We start from the raw sequence: 19,477 nt of genomic DNA, 5'->3' as shown, positions 1-19,477 counted from the left end.
GATTAAGTCCATATAATTGTGTAAAAAGGAAAAGGGTCAAATTAATCCCTCTTGGTTACAATGTTTTCAACGACGATAAACAATGAGGAGAGATTAATAATGACCCAATTAAAGTTTACCCTAGATATGGATTTTCTAAAAGACGCAGTAATGAATTCTACTATTGATGCAGTCGTGAAATCAACGATTGTTTTAGTATTAAATGAGTATATGGAAAAAGAGCGGGATGACTATTTACAAGCAGCTGCTTATGAGCGTTCGGAAGAACGCCGTGATTATCGCAATGGTTACTATGAACGCGACCTTGTAGTGAGTATTGGAAAGATTAAATTACGTGTTCCTCGTACGCGAGAAGGAGATTTCTCTCCAACGGTTTTTGAAAAGTATGCACGTGTCGATCAAGTATTAGTACTCTCGATGTTAGAAATGGTGGTTAATGGTGTATCCACAAGAAAAGTTACCAACGTTATCCAACAACTTTGTGGAGAAAATGTATCTAAATCATTTGTCTCTTCTTTGACTGAAAAGCTCAATCCAATCGTGAATAAATGGGCAAATCGGCCACTGAATGNTCCACAAGAAAAGTTACCAATGTTATCCAACAACTTTGTGGAGAAAATGTATCTAAATCATTTGTCTCTTCTTTGACTGAAAAGCTCAATCCAATCGTGAATAAATGGGCAAATCGGCCACTGAATGTCCTGTACTACCCCTATATTTTTGTGGATGCCATGTACATCAAAGTGCGGGAATACCATAAAGTTGTTTCCAAAGCAGTCTATATTGCGACGGCTATCAATGAAAACAATCAAAGAGAAGTCATTGGTTTAAAAATTGATCNTCCACAAGAAAAGTTACCAACGTTATCCAACAACTTTGTGGAGAAAATGTATCTAAATCATTTGTCTCTTCTTTGACTGAAAAGCTCAATCCAATCGTGAATAAATGGGCAAATCGGCCACTGAATGACCTGTACTACCCGTATATTTTTGTGGATGCCATGTACATCAAAGTGCGGGAATACCATAAAGTTGTTTCCAAAGCAGTCTATATTGCGACGGCTATCAATGAAAACAATCAAAGAGAAGTCATTGGTTTAAAAATTGATCATGTCGAAAGTTTTGAAGCTTGGCAAGGGTTTCTGCAAGACCTAAAATCACGAGGTTTACAATCACCCAAATTAGTCATTTCAGATGCGCATGCAGGACTAAAGAAGGCAATTCAGCGAGAGTTTATCGGTACAACTTGGCAACGTTGCACGGTCCATTTTAAACGAAACATTATTGAGAGGTTACCAAAGAAAGAAGTAAGACAAATAATAGTTGATATGAAAAGAATTTTTGAAGCGGTGACATTAAAAGATGCCCGTCTATTTAAAGATGAGTTCGTAGCACATTATGGGGAAAATTCGAAGCTTGAAAAAGCTCTACAAACGCTAGAAGAAGGCTTTGATGATGCAATTCAATACCTAAACGAACCGGAACAGTATCGCCGTTTCATTCATAGTACCAATTCATTGGAACGTTTAAATCAAGAAGTCCGCCGCAGAGAACAAGTAATTCGGATTTTTCCTAATAGCCAATCTGCATTTCGATTAATTGGTGCAGTGCTAATGGATTATGATGAAGAACAAGCAAAGAAAAGAATTATCATCAAAAAAGACGGAGGGGACGATGTCCGCGAAATTTGATTGGATTGGAAGGGGGTACCCCCTTCCAATCCAATCAAATTCATACTTCGAACAGAATCTGTTTGTGATACAAAACAATTGAAGACTTGTAATTAGCATTTTACACAATTATAAGGACTTGACTTTTGAACTTGCGATAACGCAAATGAGTTTGCACTCTCCATTGGAATTTGCAGTTAGGTCTCATGAACTTGCGCATAGAAGTGATGGATTTGCACATACACCTATTGAACTTGCGGATAGAAGCGATCAATTTGCACAAACGCTTATTGAACTTGCGGATAAGGCAAATGAGTTTGCACATGCCATCTGAACTTGCGAATAGAGTCAATCAATTTGCACATACGCCTTTTGAACTTGCGATCTACGAGTAGACAGATTCCTAATTGAGGTTTAAATTATTTTTAATAAACTTTAACTTCCTAAGTAATAACCTAGTAATGCTGAACTTAATCCTCCAACGTATGTAATAGTGAAATAGGCTATCCATTTCAGAGGAAGTTTTTGTAACATAACGAGTTCTTTATTTAATGTAGAAAAAGTGGTAAATGCACCTAAAAATCCAGTTCCTAATAAAAGCATATATATTTCATTTAAGCTGCTACTGGCAAAGTACCCGAGTAAAAAGGAACCTACCAAATTGACAAAAAGCGTTCCATACGGTAATTGACCTTCTTCGGTTTTATTCCATTTTTGTGAAGTATAGTACCTTGCTATCGCACCAAAAAAGCCCCCAAGTCCTACAGCGAGAAGTTGAAGTAAAGTCATTTTCTCACCTCATTTTTCCATCCTAAATTACTCATTATAATTCCACCAACTGAACTTATTGCAACATATAATACAGAAAGTAAAACTTCTCCTTGTTGAAATAGCTCCACTGTCTCTACACTAAAAGCAGAAAAAGTTGTAAAGGATCCTAAAAACCCTGTACTAATTGCAGTTTTCACATTGGTAGTTAGATTACTTTTATGAAACACCCTCGAAGTTAAAAAAGCTAGAATATAGCACCCAACTAAATTTACCGTCAAGATGTCCAATGGAAATCCAGAATTTGAAAAGAATATTATTCCAAGTAAATATCTTGTAAGAGCTCCTAAAGTTCCTGCTAACCCCACGTACAAATAAACCATATACAACAACTCCATAGTTATTTCTAAATGACAAAACACCCAAAGCTTTCATAACTTTGGGTGTTTGAACGTATTATAGACTTAGCTTAAAAGAGTTGCAACATCTACATAAGGAAGTCCTTGAGCTTCTGCAACTGCTTTAAATGTAACATGTCCAGCAAGCGTGTTAATCCCCTTTTGTAATGCAAGATTATCTAAGCAAGCTTGTTTATAGCCCTTATTAGCAATTTGTACTGCATAAGGAACTGTAGCATTCGTCAATGCCATAGTAGACGTTCTAGGTACTGCTCCTGGCATATTTGCAACTGCATAATGAACAACTCCATGCTTTTCATATGTTGGGTTGTCATGTGTTGTAATACGGTCAGACGTTTCAAAAATACCACCTTGGTCGATTGCAATATCAATTACAACAGATCCAGGAGACATCGATTTAATCATTTCTTCCGAAACAAGCTTAGGAGCTTTAGCACCTGGAATAAGAACTGCTCCAACTACTAAATCTGCTTCTTTAACAGCTTGTCCAATATTATATGGATTAGAAATAAGAGTTTGAACTTGTCCACCAAATAATTCTTCTAATTGACGAAGACGATCTGGGTTTAAATCGATAATTGTAACTTGAGCACCCATTCCTACCGCAATTTGAGCAGCATTTGTACCCGCAATACCACCACCAACTACTGCAACCTTTGCACGTGGTACACCTGGAACACCTCCAAGTAAAATACCTTTACCGCCATTAATTTTCTCTAAATATTGAGCACCAATTTGTGTTGCCATACGACCAGCAACTTCACTCATTGGAGTAAGTAACGGCAATGAATTATTTGGAAGCTGTACTGTTTCATATGCAATAGCTGTTACTTTCTTTTCTAATAGTACTTTCGTTAAATCCTCTTCTGGAGCTAAATGTAAATATGTGAATAGGATTGATTCTTCCTTAATAAGAGCATACTCCTCATGAGTAGGTTCCTTTACCTTCATAACCATCTCTTGATTCCATGCTTCTGCTGCGGTTGGTACGATAGTTGCACCAGCTGCAATATAATCTTCATCCGTGAAACTAGAACCTAGACCTGCACCAGTTTCAATAAATACTTCATGTTTAAAATGTGTTAGGCTAACTACCCCAGCAGGTGTCATTGCTACACGGTTTTCATTATTTTTCGTTTCTTTTGGAACTCCAATACGCATATAAAGCCCTCCCTATGTATATTCTGTTTTCTCTCGTCGAAAGAAATAATATAAATCATTTATTTCAAATCCATTCTATCAGATATATTTTTAAAATGCTTGCAAAATTTTCATTATCTCCAATAAAGCTTTTTCAAAACGTAATGTTCACAGTTTGTCTATAAAATAATCAGTTATGAAGAAGGAATTCGAGAAATAATCTCGAAATTATTAAATATACTAAATTTATTAGGAGGTTTTGAACATGTCATTAAAGTATAAACAAATTTTAGTTGCAGTAGACGGTTCAAAAGAAGCAGAATTAGCATTTAAAAAGTCGGTGTCTATTGCCGCAAGGAACAATGCAACATTAAACTTAATTAACATTATTGATACAAGATCATTTGCTGCAATTGAAGCATATGACCGATCTATTGCAGAAAGAGCTCAGTCTTTTGCTGTAAATCTATTAGAAGGCTATAAAAAAGAAGCATTAGCAGGTGGAGTAAAGCAAGTAAATGTAGTGGTGGATTATGGTTCACCTAAAACAATGATATCTAAGGATATCGCAAAAAAAATAGAAGCAGATTTAATCATCTGTGGAGCAACTGGTCTGAATGCAATGGAGAGATTTTTAATCGGAAGCGTTTCTGAATATATTGTTCGTTCAGCAGCTTGTGACGTTTTAGTTGTTCGTACAGAAGAAAAAGAAGATTAAACAGAATGAAGGCTGTCCCTTTTGGGCAGCCTTCTTTTTATTTTACAATCCTGCAATACGAACAGTATCTCTCGCAATCATTATTTCTTCGTTTGTAGGTATGACGATTACTTTTACAGGTGAATGAGGGTAGTTAATAAACCCTTCTTTCCCACGCAGCATATTCAATTCTGGATCCATATAGACTCCCATAAATTGTAGACCACTTAATACTTTTTCACGAATGACATCGCTATTCTCCCCAATTCCAGCAGTGAAAATGATTGCATCTACTCCGTTCATACGTGCTGCATACGATCCAATATATTTATGAATACGATTTGCGAAGACATCAAGTGCTAATTGTGCTCTGTCGTTTCCTTTAGTAGCTTCAATGACAATATCTCGTAAATCACTAGAAAAGCCGGAAACACCGAGCATTCCGGATTTTTTATTCAAAATATCTAGAACATCTTCAGCACTTTTCCCTGTTTTCTCCATCAAAAACGGAATAAGTGCAGGATCTATGTTACCAGATCTCGTTCCCATCGTTACTCCAGCAAGTGGGGTAAATCCCATCGAAGTATCAATGGATTTCCCACGGTCAATCGCAGCTATACTTGCACCATTTCCAAGATGGCAAGAAATAAATCTAGTCGTTTCAATTGGACGATTTAATAGCTCTGCCGCCCGATAAGAAACGTATTTATGTGATGTTCCATGAAAACCATATTTTCGAATTCCGTATTTTTCATAATAATGATATGGAATTGAATATAGGTAAGAACTCTCCGGCATCGTCTGATGAAATGCTGTATCAAAAACTACTACCGCTGGCACATTTGGCAATTCTTTGGCAAACTCACGAACTCCAGTGACGTTTGCTGGATTGTGAAGTGGTGCAAGCTCAGATATTTCATCAAGCGTCTTCAACACTTCTTCAGTTACTAAAACAGAATCACTATATACTTCTCCACCATGTACGACACGATGTCCTATCCCTTGTATATCTTCTAACGACTGGATTACTTTTTTATCTATTAAAAAATGCATTAATAACTTCACGGCTTGTTCATGATTTTCCACGGGTTCGATAAGCTGAATACGTTCATTGTTTGCTGTCATTGTAAAAACAGGCTCTCTTAAACCAATTCGCTCTATTAAACCTTTTGCAATAACTTCTTCTTCTGGCATTTTTAATAATTGGAATTTTAAAGAAGAGCTACCCGCATTTATTGCTAAAATATTTGACATAAAAAAACGCTCCTTCTTCGAACTAGTACTTTAATTGTACCGTTCAGAGTAGGAGCGAGCAACTGTCATTTGGCGTTTTCTTCTTGCCAAATATCAATTTTTTGGAAGAATAATTCCATCGCCTCTTTATTGGACATATTTGGAACTTTTGCAAGTAGTACTTCTCTTGGAGCGTTTAATTCATCACTTTTCTTTTGAAGAATTAATAAGCTTTTCTCTTGCCCTTTTGACTTAAAAATTGTGGATGGAAGTTGAATAACTGCCTGAATCCATCCATTCTCTTTTATATATTTATGGAGATTTGGTGCTTGCTTGGATTCGAAAATAGTATCAGGTACTAAAAAGTATAAATATCCACCTGGTTTAACATGCTTCATCGATTGTTCGATAAATAAATGATGTGCATAAGACATTTCATCGTTACTTTGAAGAAAATACTCTTGAGCAGTTTCATCATCTGGATAATATCCAACAGGCAAATCACTAACGACTATATCTACAGGATCAATGAGTAACGGTTTTAAAGCATCTTGCCTAAACAATTGAATATCACTAGTAAGTAACTCTGCAGTTTGTGCAGCTAATTGAATTAGAAGCTCATCAATTTCTACTCCAAATGCATGATTTTCTTTTGGCAATGCATTCATAATTGTATAAAGCAAATTTCCTGTTCCAAGAGCAGGATCTAAAATTGTTAGCTCTTTCTTCTCTTTAGTCATTTCCTTCACAAAGTACGCTACTAAGAGTCCAATAGCATCTGGAGTCATTTGATGGTTGACTTGTGCAGATTTTTTCATTCCTTTTAATATAGCTAATTGAACCGCTTTTCTAATTTGCTCTTTTTCAGCATTTTGAACGAAAGGCGTTTTTTTATCTGTTATCCATAATTCAAGTGCATAAATGACACCTTCGAGATATGTAACAGACTCTTGTTGTTCTATAAAACTGCTTTCTTGATCAATAAAAGTAAAAATTTGTTCTACATTTGTGTGCATAATTATCCCTCAAACTAAAGCCCACTCTTGACTCGAGTGGGCTTCCAAGTATTATTACTCCGTCAATGACTTTACTGCTTCTAAAGCTTTTTCATAGTCAGGGTGATCCGTACCCTCTTTTACGTATTCTACATACGTTACAACGTCATTTTTATCTACAACGAAAATTGCACGCGCAAGTAAGCGTAATTCTTTCATTACGACACCATAAGCTTCTCCGAATGATAAGTCACGATGATCAGATAATGTTTGAATAGCGTCTGCGGCATTTGCTCCGCACCAACGTTTTTGAGCGAATGGTAAATCAACAGATACTGTTAAAATAACAACATCCTCTCCAAAACTAGCAGCACTTTCGTTAAATTTATTTGTTTGAATAGAACAAACACCTGTATCTAGTGAAGGAACTACACTAATTAAACGAATTTTACCAGCAGAATCTTGAAGTGTAACTGGTGACATGTCATTTGCAAGTACCGTAAACTTCGGTGCTTTTTCTCCAACTACTATTTCTTTCCCAACTAAAGTTACTGGATTATTTTTAAATGTTATTTGTGCCATTGTATAGCCTCCTTCTCTTTCTCTTCATCTTACTAGAATCCGTTCTGCTCTTGCAACTCTTTTGCAGTCAATGATTTTTCATAGACTATTTTGTCTTTTTTATCATACACCGCTTCATGGATGACTAATGTATCTGCAATGAAATCATGAATTGCTTTGTTTCTTGGTGTAAATGCAACTGCGATGTATGGAATATTAAGTGGAATTACAGATATTAATCTTCCAATCCACTCTCTAAACAATACCGTACTCCATTTAAGCTTTCCACCATCCATTGAAATTACACGAATCCCGAAAATCATTTTTCCTACTGTTTGATTCAAAAACTTAGTCATCAATACAAAATATGCGTAGAAAATAAAAGAAGTAATCAATGTAAAAGGAGCATACCATGTCGGATCATTTATTTGTAATGAAAATACACGGAAGATAGGCTTGATTAATATCATTCCTATAGAGGATAAAATAATGATATCTATCATATAAGCCCAAAATCGTATCCAAAACCCTGCAGATTTATGTTCATAGTGCTCCGTTTGATGAACGATAACCTTTTGAGTCCCCGATGCGTTCTCTTGCACATTATTTTCTTCTGTCTGTACAAATTCACTCATCATAACCCCTCCTTATCTTTCACCGTAAAGGTACATCATTCGCGGTGCACTGTTATCTGCAATCAACTTTGCAATCAGTTTCGATTCCATATCAACACCTAGGAAAGACTGTGCTTTCATAGCAAATAAGGAAGAGAAGTTTTGCGAGTAACCATACTCAAATACTTCTGCGTTTTCTAGGTCATAATCCGTTTTAATAGCTTGAACTACGTCTTCTAGAAATCCAACTTCGTCGGCTAGACCAGCTTCAATCGCTTGTCGACCATTGACAATTCGACCATCAGCTACTTTTTTCACATCTGCTTCCGTCATATTTCTACCTTGTTCGATAATATCGACAAAATCCTCGTAAGAATCATTTAACATTACTTGCAACATATTTCTTTCTTCTTCCGTCATATCTCTTGTTGGGCTCATAATGTCTTTATATGGTCCAGATTTGATAGTAACAAATTCCACTCCGTATTTTTCCGCTAATTTCCCGTAGTTCATACTTTGCATAATAACACCGATAGATCCAGTGATCGTCTCTTTGTTTACAAAAATTTTGTCCGCTGGTGCAGAAATATAATAACCACCTGAGGCAGCCATACTTCCCATAGAGACGTAGATAGGTTTTTCTGTTTCTTCTTGAATCTCTTTAATTTCTTTATAGATTTGTGCTGATTCTACTACTCCACCACCTGGGGAATTCACTTGTAAAACAATCGCTTTTACAGTGTCGTCTTGTTTTACTTGCTCTAATTGCTGTAAAAAGTGTTGGTGATTATAACTTTCGGTTCCAAAAAGGGAGCTTGCACTACCTGTATCTTGGATTACACCATCGACTGTTAATAAAGCAACTCTTTCATCCATATTTCCTTCCTCTAATACTGTCTCATAAAATTCTGAGCTACTAATTGATGCAAATTCATCCATTAAAGAAGTCCAGTCTGTTGAAAATGCACTGGACAATGTATTTACACCAATTGAAATTACTAAAAGTATAGATGCCCCTAAAATAGCAAACCATCGTTTCATATTCATATTCTTTGCTCCTCCTTATGCTGTCTTCATTACTTACGAAAAAAATGACTAAATGTTTCATAAAATGATAAAATAAATATTAAGTAAAAATACATAACACCCTTGCCTAGGGCTAGATAGTAGCTGAGAAAAAAATAACATCTCTACACATCGAAAAGGAGAGGGCATATGAACTCAAGAAATGCAATATTTCTCTATACTAAGAATGACATAGAATCATTACAAACAAAAGAGACTATAGCGGAAGTTATTAAACAGTATGGATTTCAAGTTGTAGAAAATGAACATCAGGCTTCCATCATAGTAAGTATTGGAACTGACGGCTCTTTTTTACAAGCTGTTCGAAAAACAGGATTTCGCCAAGACTGTTTATATGCAGGAATTTCAACTACCGGTACGTTAAGTATGTATTGTGATTTTTTATTAGAAGATATAGAAGCAATGGCAGATGCTGTCTTAAACGACCAAATTGAAGTCCGAAAATACCCTCTGCTAGAAATATCGGTTGATAACAATCCGAAATTTTATTGCCTAAACGAGTTTACCATTCGCTCCAACATCATTAAAACCTTTGTGCTAGATATTATGATTGATCAAAAACACTTCGAGACATTTAGAGGTGATGGTATGGTTATTTCCACTCCAACTGGAAGCACCGCCTATAATAAATCATTAAATGGAGCTGTAGTTGACCCACTACTCCCTTGTATTCAAATAACTGAGATAGCTTCAGTAAATAGTAATGAATTTAGAACATTAGGTTCTTCCTTCATTTTAAGTGGGAAAAGATCTCTTGAACTAAAACTTCATAAAGATTGGAATGACTATCCTTCGATGAGTACGGATAATGAATCGTTGAGTATTCAACATGTTGGATCTGTATCCGTTAGTTTAAGCGATAAAATTGTCAAAACCGTAAAACTAAAAAATAATAGTTACTGGGAAAAAGTTAAACGCTCCTTTTTATAATATAAAACAGGTTGTCTTGTCCAAACAACAAGGCTACCTGTTTTTTCTAACTTCTACAATTTTAGAAACGGTAAATAAAATTAAAGCTGCCCAAATAAAAGAAAAAGATAAAAACTCTATTTTGCTAAATTTCTCATTATATACGAACACACCGACTAGTAACATGATTGTTGGTGCAAAATATTGTATAAAACCCGACATATAAAGTGGCATTGTTTTTGTACCTTTTGCAAATAATACAAGAGGGACTGCAGTTGCTACACCAGTTAATATTAATAAAATAACTGTGACGGAGTTTGTTTGAAAGAAAACCGCTCGATCCGTCATAAGAAGATACCCAAAATAGAAAAGTGCTACCGGAAGCACGAACATCGTTTCAATTGTTAAACCTCTTAATGCATCAATCGTTAAACTCTTTTTAATAAAACCATAAATTGCAAATGTAAAAGCTAAAATAAATGAAATCCAAGGAATGACTCCATAAGAGATCGTTAAAATCGCTACTCCAGTAGCAGCAATCAATACAGACAATTGTTGCGCCCGAGACATTTTCTCTTTTAAAAAGATAATCCCTAATAGCACTGAAATTAACGGATTTATGTAATAGCCTAAACTCGATTGCACAATGTACCCTGCATTTACAGCATAAATGTATGTAAACCAATTTCCAGTAACTAAGTAGGAAGCAACAACTAGACTCCAAAACGCTTTCTTATTTTTCCAAAGCTCTTTTAAATCACTTATTAAAACTTTGTAGTTTCTTCCTAAAACCACTAACAATAATGTGAATATGAATGACCAAATAACTCGACTTACTAGGATTTCGTCACTTGAAACATGCTCCAATAGCTTCCAATATATTGGCATGAATCCCCAAAAAATATACGCAACTGCTACAATTATTATTCCTTGTTTCTCTTCTTTCTGCAAAGCATCACCCCATTATTTTGTGACCCGAAAATATAACAACCATTATATTCCTTTACTTAACTAAAGTAAATAAAAAAAACATGAAGAAGTTATTCTCCATGTTTAACAAAGCTATTTTTTTGCAGTTCTCTTTGCCTAAGTTCAATTCGTCTTATTTTTCCGGATGTTGTTTTTGGTAGTTCCTCGATAAATTCAATTTCTCTTGGATATTTATATGGTGCCGTCAATGACTTTACATGCTCTTGCAGTTCTTTTACTAACTGCTCTGAACCTTTTAGATTAGAATTCCTTAAAACGACAAATGCTTTTACAATTGTTCCACGAAGCTCATGTGGACTCCCTACTACAGCGCATTCTTGAACAGCTGGATGTTTTGTAAGAGCATCTTCCACTTCGAATGGTCCAATAGTATAGCCTGAACTAATAATGATATCGTCTCCTCTACCTTCAAACCAGAAATAACCATCTTCGTCTTTTTTTGCTCGGTCTCCGGTTAGATAATAATCTCCTCTAAATTGCATAGAAGTTCTTTCGGGATCTTTCAAGTATTCTTTAAATAGAGCAGGAGTTTCCACATGTACAGCGATATCCCCTACTTCACCAGGAGCACAAATTTCTCCTAGCTCGTTTATAATTTCAACCGTATTTCCAGGAGTAGGTTTCCCCATCGAACCCAGTCTGGCTTCCATTCCTTTCATCGTTCCAACAAGCAATGTATTTTCTGTTTGGCCATATCCATCTCGTACTTCTAAACTAAAAAACTTATCAAATGTTTCAATAACCTCTCTATTTAGTGGTTCTCCTGCGGAAACAGCACTATGGAGAGAAGAAAGATCATAATTTGATAGCCCTTCTACTTTAGCCATAATTCTATATTCTGTTGGTGTACAGCAAAGTACATTCACTTTTTTCTTTTGAATGTTTTTTAAGTATGTTTGTGGCTCAAACTTTCCGTTATAGACATATCCAATTGCACCACTACCTAAAGTGGCAACAAACGGACTCCAAATCCACTTTTGCCAGCCAGGACTTGCGGTAGCCCAAACGATATCACCTTCATGGATATCAAGCCAGTTTGGCCCTGAAGTTCTTAAATGCGCGAAAGCCCACCCATGTGTATGAACGACACCTTTTGGATTCCCTGTTGTACCACTTGTGTACGATAAAAATGCCATATCATCTTTGGAAGTATCTACAGCTTGAAATTGTTCGGATTCATGTTGCATTTCATTTGAAAGGGATATCCAATTCCCATGACTTTCCCCAATAACAAACAGTAATTTTTCCTCTAAGTAATTTACTTCATCAAATTGATCTAAAAACGGCTCATAAGCGATAATTGCACTAGCTCCGCTATGTGTAAGTCGATATTCAATATCTTTTGCACGAAGCATTTCAGAACTTGGTATAACAACTAGCCCTGCTTTTAATGCAGCAATGTATACTTCATAGGCTTCTATTAATCGAGGTACCATGATTAATACAACATCACCTTTTTGAAGACCTTTTCGTGTAAATAAATTAGCAATTTTATTTGCTCGTTGTATTAATCGATTATATGTAATAGTTTTTGTTTCACCTTTTTCAGATTCCCAAATGATAGCAAGCTTATCTTCATCCGTACTAAATTTTTCGAATTCAGTAACTAAGTTATAAGTATTTGGTGCAATTAAGTCTTGTTTGTTCATTTGAACTCCTCCTCTAATTAAATTATAAACCAAATAATCAGACTTTAAAATAAAAATATAATTTTCAGTTATTTGAGAAGGGGAGTGATGAAGAGGAATTTTTTTCCACCTTCACAATAAATGGCTACCACACTTAATCATATCTAATTACCTAAGCATAAAAAACCGGTAGTTACAGAGTGTCAACAAACTCAAAAACAAGTTGGCTACAGTCTTATTATTTTTAAATAGTATATATTAGGTTTTCCGAAGCTTACTGCTTGCTTTTCGTGGGCGGGCCTGAGCCGCTTAGGCCAACACGAAGTTGGTCATGAAGGCGTTGCCTCAGGACTAGGCACCCTTAGCCTTCCTTCCTCTGAGGACGCTGAATAAGTCCCTATCATTCAACTTTGCCACATGGGGGTGTCCTATAAACCAATTAATAAGAAAATCGTTGAAACGGCTCCCTTTCCGGAGGCCACTGAAAAACAAAAATTCAGAAAATAAAGTCACCACTTGAGAAGTATATTTGTATCAAAATTGGCATGACGTCCCCATAAACACCCTAAAAAGTGAAGGAATTATGGGATTTCGTTTTTATTTTTTGAAAAAAAGTGACTTTTTCAGTGGCCTCCCTTTCCGCGGGCGTTGCCTCAGCCTCCTCGCTTCGCTGTGGGGTCTTCAGCTAACGCTATTCCCGCAGGAGTGTCGCCTTTTTCAACGATTTTCTAGAAATGAAAAAGTATTTATCAAAAAAAATAGACAGCTTTTCAGTGATCTCTCTAGGCTCCTGCAGGGTCTCGAATGTCTATCTTTTCCCTTAGGAGTCGAGCGAACGCTTCTTTAAACCATTAAAATGTTACCTGCCTACTTTATGTTGAGTAGGAAAATGATGAAATGAATCCCTCTAATTTATGTACTGAATGATTGTGTGGTACAAGCTGCACAATTATTATTGTTTTCCAGAAGTTTGTGTTCATTGATTTGATTTTTACCATCATATCTTACAAGCACTAGAGGGAGTTTAACGAGGGCACTAAAAAACAAATGAAATAAAGGTTATAAGAAGTTGCTTTCCTTTATAGGCGAGCGCTTTTCGTCAAGTGGCTTGAGAATCTTCGGTCGCTATACTGCTGGCACTGAAAAAGTCCCTATAATTCGACTTTGCCAGATGGGGTTATCCAATATTCCAATAAATAAGAAAATCGTTGAAACGGCTCCCTTTCCGCTGGCCACTGAAAAACCAAAATTCAGAAAATAAAGTCACCACTTGAGAAGTATATTTGTATCAAAATTGGCATGACGTCCCCATAAACACCCTAAAAAGTGAAGGAATTATGGGATTTCGTTTTTATTTTTTGAAAAAAAGTGACTTTTTCAGTGGCCTCCCTTTCCGCGGGCGTTGCCTCAGTCTCTCGAATTAGTTTTTTGTAGGAACTATTTGCTGTATTTATTTAAGAGAATTTAGCGCGACGCATGAGACTCCTGCGGGAAAGCGAGACAGACGAGACCCCGCACGAAGCAGAGCGAAGGAGGAGGCTCGTCGCTCGCCCGCGGAAAGCGAATGCCAAAGCGATAAATTCTCTTAACGACTATTTGATAGAAAATTTTTAGAATAACACTTTTTCAATACCCTTCTCGCTTCACTGTGGGGTCTTCGGCTAATGCTATTCCCGCAGGAATGTCGCCTTTTTCAACAATTTTCTAGAAATGAATAAGTATTTATCATAAAAAAATAGACTGTTTTTCAATGATTTCGCTTATCCCGCAGGAGTCGAGCGGACGCTTCTTTAAACCATCAAATGTTACCTTCCTAATTTAATGTTGAGGAAGAAAGTGATGACAAGAATCCATCTAATTTATGTACTATATGATTGTGTAATACAAGCTGCTCAATTGTCCAGAAGTTGCGTTCATTGATTTGATTTTTATTATTATATCCAACTCGTTTATTTTTCAGAGCACTAATTGCTTGGAGCGGAGGGCGACGACTCCTGCGGAATTAGCGTGAGTCTTGAGACCCTTCAGGGAGCATAGCGACCGAAGAGGCTCAAGCCACGCCCGCGGAAAGCGTTCGCCCGCAGCGGAAAGCAACTTCTTTTAATCTTAATTTTATTTTAAACAAAAAAACTGTAGACAAACTAAATAAATTTGAGTTTGTCTACAGAATGAAACCGGTAGCTAAAGCTACCGGTTCCTTTTTTCATTATTTATTAAAACCGTTCATTTGTGATTGAGCTTGTTGCACTAATCGCTTTGTAATTTCTCCGCCGACGGATCCGTTGGCACGCGATGATGCATCAGCACCTAGTTGTACTCCAAACTCTTGAGCAATTTCATATTTCATTTGATCAAGTGCTTGTTTTACGCCTGGAACTACAAGTTTATTGTTGTTTGGCATGTCTCTCACCTCCTTGTGAAATTAGAATGTTCATTTTCATCTAATTCATGCACAAGGGCGAGAGGTATATTTTGTTATTTTTTACAGTAGGCTTTCAAACTCATTTTTCTTTTTGGTTGGAAATGAATACGTTTCTCTTTTTTCTACTGCTTCTTTTATCAGTTCATCAAAGTCCTTGAAGCTCTCATAGTATTCCACTTTTTCAAGCTTTGGCTTTGTTTTGGGACAAGATGATGTAAATATAGTACAACAATCTTCATACGGTAAGATGGAAGTCTCGTACGTACCTATTTTTTGTGCAATATCAATGATTTCAAGTTTATCAAAAGAAATTAGAGGTCTAAACACCGGAGTTGTCGTCACTGCATTTATAGCTGTTAAGCTCTCCAATGTTTGACTTGCGACTTGTCCTAAACTTTCTCCTGTAACAATTCCTAACGCTCCTATTTCTTCTCTTACTAAATCGGCTATTTTCATCATCATTCTTCTTGTAGTTGTCATGGACACATTTTCGGGAATTTGGGATTGGATACTTTGTTGAATTTCCGTAAATGGAATTACATGCAGCCTAACTGTTGCTCCAAAGTGACTCAATTGATTTGCTAAATCCATCACCTTTTCTTTTGAGCGCTCGCTTGTAAAAGGCGGGCTATGGAAGTGAATTGCATCTAATCGAACACCACGCTTTAATAACATATAACCAGCAACAGGACTATCAATTCCTCCCGACAGCATTAATAAGGAACGTCCGTTTGAACCAAGCGGCATTCCACCAGCTCCAGGAATTACTTCCGCCATCATATAGACTGCATCAGATAAAACCTCAATACGCAAATCAATTTCTGGTTTTTTCATTTGTACTATCAAACTTGGGAATTGTCTTAGCACATGATTTGCAATAGTACGTTGCAATTCATATGTATCTAATGGATACCTTTTATCCGTACGTTTTACAGTTACTCTAAACGTTTTATCTTGATGATCTAGACTTTCTATAATTTTTATAGCAGTTCTTTCTATATCTTCTAATTGTTGTGTACAAGCTGCTACTGGACTAAATGATTGTATACCAAATATTTTCGGCAGACTTTTTATTAGCTCTTGAATCTCTAAATCATCCGTAGAAGTTAGGAACATACGATCTCTTTCTGCTGTCATTTTAATATTCGGTAAATCAATAAACGAAAATTTTATATTGTTTTTAAGATGTGTTATAAACGACTTCCTATTTTTACCTTTTGTAGATAATTCACCATATCTAATTAATATTTTTTCCCACTTCATCCTGTTTAGTCTCCTTTTATTACGCTTATTACTTTCGTAAATATTTTTTTAAAGTGTTCTACTTCTTCAATTGTATTCATATACGAAAAACTTAATCGAACAACACCTTTTATATAATCATCCTCTATATGTATTGCTTTTAGAACATGACTCGTTTTTGTTTGTCTTGATGAACATGCACTGCTAGTAGAGACGATTACATCTTCTTTTTGCAATGCATTAATGATTACTTCTCCTTTAACTCCTCTAACTGCAAAAGAAACAATATGAGGAGCTCTTATTTCCGGGGAAATAATTTTTATAGATGCAAATGTTTTTAGAAAAAATATAATATCATCTGTCATACTTTTTAGCCTAGCGGCATGTTGTTCAACATGACTATTTGCTAATCTAATTGCTTTTGCTGTACATACAGCAAGCGGAACAGGTGTGGTGCCACTTCTTATACCATATTCCTGACCTCCACCATAGAGGATTGGATCTATCTCGATTGTATTTTTTAAAGCAAGTAGTCCCGATCCTTTTAGTCCATGTATTTTATGAGAAGATATAGTTATTGCATCCACATGTTGCTCTTCAAAATTAACTAGCGTTTTCCCAAAACTTTGTACTGCATCCATATGAAAAACTGCACGGCTTTTTGCTTTTATAATGGAAGCAATCTCATTTATTGGTTGAATCGCTCCAATTTCATTATTTACATGCATAACACTCACTAATACTGTATCATTTCGAAGTAGCAGATTTACATCTTCTATAGATACAATGCCATCTTTATTAACAGGGATATACTCTACATCTAATCCTTGAAGCTGAAGCATTTTTGCTGCTTCCAGGACAGATGGATGCTCTATTTCGGATATAAGTACATGATTACCACGAAGTTTATATTTATTAACTAATCCAAAAATTGCCAAATTATTAGATTCTGTTCCACCTGAGGTAAAATATATTTTCTCTTTCGTTGTTTTCAGTACCTCAGCAACTTGAGCTCTAGCTGATTGTAATAATTCATTTGTATGGTGACCAAATTCATGGATAGAGGCTGGATTTGCCCAATATTTTTCATTCACAGTTACAAATGTGTCGATAATTTCTTTTTCCGCTTTCGTCGTAGCACTATTATCAAAATATATCATGTTCCTCATCTCCTTTTCGGAAAAAAACCACCTTCACAATTATAGTGAGGTGGTTCACATTTGTATACAAAATAGAAAACGCTTGTCTTATAATCACAGTATAGGCACATCTACTTGCCCCTAGTGAAGGATGATACTATTCTTCAGTAGTAGGTTATGTACGCCATGCATCTTCTTTCACTAATACCTCAATCTTCTTCAAAGCACCTGGCTCCGCTTCTTCCACTGCCGTCGCTGCATCCTCCAATGCTTTTGCGTATCTTAGTTGTCTAAATGCTTCTTCCGCTTCTAGTAGCCTCTGATGAACATTTGGATGATTTGCACGATAACGGTTTCCGTATTGGATAATCTTTTCGGTTAACAGTACATTTTCAAGCATTTCTTTCGCTTTTTGATGTACTTCTTCCATACAAGCTTCTGCTTTTAGTAAATAATTTTCTACTAACGTCATATTCAGTGGAACTTCTTGAAGACTTTGCATTGCTACGTAAATATGTTCCTCTGCTTCCTCTAAACGAACATCCATATCTTCTGGAATTCCCGGAATATTTGCCTTTTGTAGCATACGATCCGTTTCATGTAATAGATTTTTTAATTCATCAAGTTTGGCGCGAGCTTTATTTTCATCGATACGAAGATTTTTTAGACGATTGGCAAAACGATCCTGTTCTTCATATAGACGGTCAATTTCTTCTGCAATGTCGTTTAACTCTTCTTGTAAACTAGAATATGCAGATTGTTCTTCCTCTACACGTGTTGAAAGAAGTTCAAATTTCTTATGTAGGTCTTCCAGTTCTTTTAAGCAACTTTGTGGAATTTCTGCTTCTTTTTCTGGTAAGCGATAGCTCTGTTGCACATAAGCCGCTTCTTCACTAATAGCACGAGTAACGAATGTTACCTCTTTTAAGCGATCAGCAGTTTTTTCTTTGTGCTGATCCACATATTTTTTTGCTAAAACTTCTTTTTCCAGTAAGTCATAAAACGTTTCAATTTCATCTTTTATTTCTTCCACTCTTACAATTGTTTTGCCTACATTAAGCTCAACAACTGCAGCCTTCAATTCTTTCAGTTCTTCTTCCAGCGTGTCTAACTTTTTGGTCATCTCAAGATGTTGCAAGTAGTAGGAACTCTCTTCCATCTCTTTTTGACCGTTTCTTAGTTCATGAATACTAGCAGGAATTTTATGTTGTATCTCTGATAAAACTGATGGGATATCATGCAATATTTGAAAAAACTTTTGTCCTTCGTCTTGGACTGATATTACAATTTCTCTTGCACTCAAATAATTCCCTGTTTCTGTCAATTTATCAAATTCTTCAAAATGTGGAATAAATGACTCTAATTTTGCTTCAATTGCTGGCACAGCATCACCAAAAGAGTACTGATGAGCAAGTAATGTCTTTCTTGCAGCTCGATGCTGTTCTTTTAGTTGCTCCATCTCAATTCGATTCTTTTCTTCGCTACCGATCAATTCTTCTAGTTCTTTTAATATACCCGACATCTTATCGTCACATGAAGAAATTAATAACTGTATTTCTCGTTCAATTTTGGAAGCTTTGATGAAAAGAAATTTATCAATAGTTTCTTCCGCATCAAATAATAGGACATCGATTTTAGGCATTAGTACGTCCATAACTTCTGTCCATGTATTTCTCCATCTTTCAAACATTTCTTCTGTTTGGCCATTCATATTTAACTGTTTTACTTTTGTCATTTCTTCCAAAATAGGTTTATTTTGAATTTGATGCTTTTCATGCTCTAAACGTTCAATTTCCGAATTATGTTTTCGTCTTATTATAAACGCAAAGACTGCAATGACTAAAAGTATAATGACCGCTGGGATGATATACTTCATCGTAAGCCCCCTGTTCCAAAATCAAAAAGTTCTAATTCAAATGTTACTCTATATATTACCATGTTTTTATGTTATTGTTTCATAAAACA

17 protein-coding genes and 2 pseudogenes are annotated in these 19,477 nt (G+C 35.9%); 5 read left to right on the top strand and 14 right to left on the bottom strand.

Features of this window, described 5'->3' with window-relative positions; translation table 11 throughout:
• Nucleotides 1-99: 99 nt before the first annotated feature.
• From FG384_RS20520 to FG384_RS19880, 3 genes and pseudogenes are all read left to right on the top strand, one after another.
• Nucleotides 100-839, top strand: a pseudogene (locus tag FG384_RS20520) (transposase); the annotation flags it as partial.
• A 2-nt stretch (nt 840-841) separates the two neighbouring features.
• Nucleotides 842-1,690: pseudogene (locus tag FG384_RS16075) on the top strand (IS256 family transposase); the annotation flags it as partial.
• Between the two features lie 163 nt (nt 1,691-1,853).
• Nucleotides 1,854-2,003, top strand: coding sequence for a hypothetical protein (locus FG384_RS19880; protein WP_166462465.1), 150 nt, complete (start codon nt 1,854-1,856; stop codon nt 2,001-2,003).
• 101 nt (nt 2,004-2,104) lie between these two features.
• Here FG384_RS19880 and crcB (FG384_RS16070) read toward each other — a convergent pair whose 3' ends face one another.
• The 3 genes from crcB (FG384_RS16070) to ald all read right to left on the bottom strand — a co-directional run bounded on the left by crcB (FG384_RS16070) (nt 2,105) and on the right by ald (nt 4,017).
• A complete protein-coding gene (crcB, locus tag FG384_RS16070; protein ID WP_142643729.1) occupies nt 2,105-2,458 on the bottom strand; it encodes a fluoride efflux transporter CrcB in 354 nt (117 codons plus the stop codon).
• Entirely contained in the window at nt 2,455-2,820 is a 366-nt protein-coding gene (crcB, locus tag FG384_RS16065; RefSeq protein WP_142643728.1) for a fluoride efflux transporter CrcB, read from the bottom strand. The genes crcB (FG384_RS16070) and crcB (FG384_RS16065) overlap by 4 nt, the downstream gene beginning before the upstream one ends.
• An 81-nt stretch (nt 2,821-2,901) precedes the next feature.
• Nucleotides 2,902-4,017 (bottom strand): alanine dehydrogenase, encoded by a 1,116-nt coding sequence (ald, locus tag FG384_RS16060; protein ID WP_142643727.1) that lies wholly within the window; start codon nt 4,015-4,017, stop codon nt 2,902-2,904.
• Between the two features lie 244 nt (nt 4,018-4,261).
• Here ald and FG384_RS16055 point away from each other — a divergent pair, with 244 nt between their 5' ends.
• A complete protein-coding gene (locus tag FG384_RS16055; RefSeq protein ID WP_142643726.1) occupies nt 4,262-4,714 on the top strand; it encodes a universal stress protein in 453 nt (150 codons plus the stop codon).
• A 42-nt stretch (nt 4,715-4,756) separates the two neighbouring features.
• On the opposite strand, the gene FG384_RS16050 is transcribed toward FG384_RS16055, so the two are convergent.
• The 5 genes from FG384_RS16050 to sppA form a co-directional block, all read right to left on the bottom strand.
• Nucleotides 4,757-5,947 (bottom strand): acetate kinase, encoded by a 1,191-nt coding sequence (locus tag FG384_RS16050; protein ID WP_142643725.1) that lies wholly within the window; start codon nt 5,945-5,947, stop codon nt 4,757-4,759.
• 65 nt (nt 5,948-6,012) lie between these two features.
• Nucleotides 6,013-6,942 carry a class I SAM-dependent methyltransferase gene (locus FG384_RS16045; protein ID WP_142643724.1) on the bottom strand — a complete coding sequence of 310 codons (930 nt, stop codon included), beginning with the start codon at nt 6,940-6,942 and terminating at the stop codon, nt 6,013-6,015.
• Between the two features lie 54 nt (nt 6,943-6,996).
• The gene (gene tpx / locus FG384_RS16040) at nt 6,997-7,503 is read right to left on the bottom strand and encodes a thiol peroxidase (protein ID WP_142643723.1); all 507 of its coding nucleotides are present in this window, start codon (nt 7,501-7,503) and stop codon (nt 6,997-6,999) included.
• Nucleotides 7,504-7,535: 32 nt separating this feature from the next.
• The gene (locus FG384_RS16035) at nt 7,536-8,117 is read right to left on the bottom strand and encodes an RDD family protein (RefSeq protein ID WP_166462464.1); all 582 of its coding nucleotides are present in this window, start codon (nt 8,115-8,117) and stop codon (nt 7,536-7,538) included.
• A 12-nt stretch (nt 8,118-8,129) separates the two neighbouring features.
• Nucleotides 8,130-9,143: a signal peptide peptidase SppA gene (gene sppA, locus FG384_RS16030; protein WP_142643721.1), complete on the bottom strand. Its 1,014-nt coding sequence runs from the start codon at nt 9,141-9,143 to the stop codon at nt 8,130-8,132.
• Nucleotides 9,144-9,311: 168 nt separating this feature from the next.
• Here sppA and FG384_RS16025 point away from each other — a divergent pair, with 168 nt between their 5' ends.
• Nucleotides 9,312-10,112, top strand: a complete 801-nt coding sequence (locus tag FG384_RS16025; RefSeq protein ID WP_142643720.1) for an NAD kinase — start codon at nt 9,312-9,314, stop codon at nt 10,110-10,112.
• Nucleotides 10,113-10,145: 33 nt separating this feature from the next.
• Here FG384_RS16025 and rarD read toward each other — a convergent pair whose 3' ends face one another.
• The 6 genes from rarD to ezrA all read right to left on the bottom strand — a co-directional run bounded on the left by rarD (nt 10,146) and on the right by ezrA (nt 19,388).
• Nucleotides 10,146-11,042: an EamA family transporter RarD gene (gene rarD / locus FG384_RS16020; protein ID WP_142643719.1), complete on the bottom strand. Its 897-nt coding sequence runs from the start codon at nt 11,040-11,042 to the stop codon at nt 10,146-10,148.
• A gap of 89 nt (nt 11,043-11,131) precedes the next feature.
• On the bottom strand, nt 11,132-12,730 hold the full coding sequence (gene mbcS / locus FG384_RS16015) for an acyl-CoA synthetase MbcS (protein WP_142643718.1): 1,599 nt from the start codon (nt 12,728-12,730) through the stop codon (nt 11,132-11,134).
• A gap of 2,185 nt (nt 12,731-14,915) precedes the next feature.
• Entirely contained in the window at nt 14,916-15,110 is a 195-nt protein-coding gene (locus FG384_RS16010; RefSeq protein ID WP_142643717.1) for an alpha/beta-type small acid-soluble spore protein, read from the bottom strand.
• An 81-nt stretch (nt 15,111-15,191) separates the two neighbouring features.
• Nucleotides 15,192-16,394 (bottom strand): tRNA uracil 4-sulfurtransferase ThiI, encoded by a 1,203-nt coding sequence (gene thiI / locus FG384_RS16005; RefSeq protein ID WP_142643716.1) that lies wholly within the window; start codon nt 16,392-16,394, stop codon nt 15,192-15,194.
• A 5-nt stretch (nt 16,395-16,399) separates the two neighbouring features.
• Nucleotides 16,400-17,533 (bottom strand): cysteine desulfurase family protein, encoded by a 1,134-nt coding sequence (locus tag FG384_RS16000; protein ID WP_142643715.1) that lies wholly within the window; start codon nt 17,531-17,533, stop codon nt 16,400-16,402.
• 154 nt (nt 17,534-17,687) lie between these two features.
• On the bottom strand, nt 17,688-19,388 hold the full coding sequence (gene ezrA, locus FG384_RS15995) for a septation ring formation regulator EzrA (RefSeq protein WP_142643714.1): 1,701 nt from the start codon (nt 19,386-19,388) through the stop codon (nt 17,688-17,690).
• Between the last annotated feature and the right edge of the window lie 89 nt (nt 19,389-19,477).

Source organism: Psychrobacillus vulpis, from assembly GCF_006861825.1.
In the GTDB taxonomy this organism is placed as follows: Bacteria; Bacillota; Bacilli; order Bacillales_A; family Planococcaceae; genus Psychrobacillus; species Psychrobacillus vulpis.
The sequence above is the reverse complement of the archived record's forward strand: the minus strand, read 5'-3'. Positions and strand labels throughout refer to the sequence as shown.

Bases quoted from the DNA above. Each gene is read 5' to 3' on its own strand.
- tpx (WP_142643723.1), bottom strand. From the start codon at position 7,503: ATGGCACAAATAACATTTAAAAATAATCCAGTAACTTTAGTTGGGAAA.
- FG384_RS16045 (WP_142643724.1), bottom strand. From the start codon at position 6,942: ATGCACACAAATGTAGAACAAATTTTTACTTTTATTGATCAAGAAAGC.
- crcB (WP_142643729.1), bottom strand. From the start codon at position 2,458: ATGACTTTACTTCAACTTCTCGCTGTAGGACTTGGGGGCTTTTTTGGT.
- FG384_RS16000 (WP_142643715.1), bottom strand. From the start codon at position 17,533: ATGATATATTTTGATAATAGTGCTACGACGAAAGCGGAAAAAGAAATT.
- FG384_RS16025 (WP_142643720.1), top strand. From the start codon at position 9,312: ATGAACTCAAGAAATGCAATATTTCTCTATACTAAGAATGACATAGAA.
- FG384_RS16035 (WP_166462464.1), bottom strand. From the start codon at position 8,117: ATGAGTGAATTTGTACAGACAGAAGAAAATAATGTGCAAGAGAACGCA.
- FG384_RS16050 (WP_142643725.1), bottom strand. From the start codon at position 5,947: ATGTCAAATATTTTAGCAATAAATGCGGGTAGCTCTTCTTTAAAATTC.
- crcB (WP_142643728.1), bottom strand. From the start codon at position 2,820: ATGGTTTATTTGTACGTGGGGTTAGCAGGAACTTTAGGAGCTCTTACA.
- FG384_RS16055 (WP_142643726.1), top strand. From the start codon at position 4,262: ATGTCATTAAAGTATAAACAAATTTTAGTTGCAGTAGACGGTTCAAAA.
- thiI (WP_142643716.1), bottom strand. From the start codon at position 16,394: ATGAAGTGGGAAAAAATATTAATTAGATATGGTGAATTATCTACAAAA.
- ezrA (WP_142643714.1), bottom strand. From the start codon at position 19,388: ATGAAGTATATCATCCCAGCGGTCATTATACTTTTAGTCATTGCAGTC.
- FG384_RS16010 (WP_142643717.1), bottom strand. From the start codon at position 15,110: ATGCCAAACAACAATAAACTTGTAGTTCCAGGCGTAAAACAAGCACTT.
- ald (WP_142643727.1), bottom strand. From the start codon at position 4,017: ATGCGTATTGGAGTTCCAAAAGAAACGAAAAATAATGAAAACCGTGTA.
- mbcS (WP_142643718.1), bottom strand. From the start codon at position 12,730: ATGAACAAACAAGACTTAATTGCACCAAATACTTATAACTTAGTTACT.
- sppA (WP_142643721.1), bottom strand. From the start codon at position 9,143: ATGAATATGAAACGATGGTTTGCTATTTTAGGGGCATCTATACTTTTA.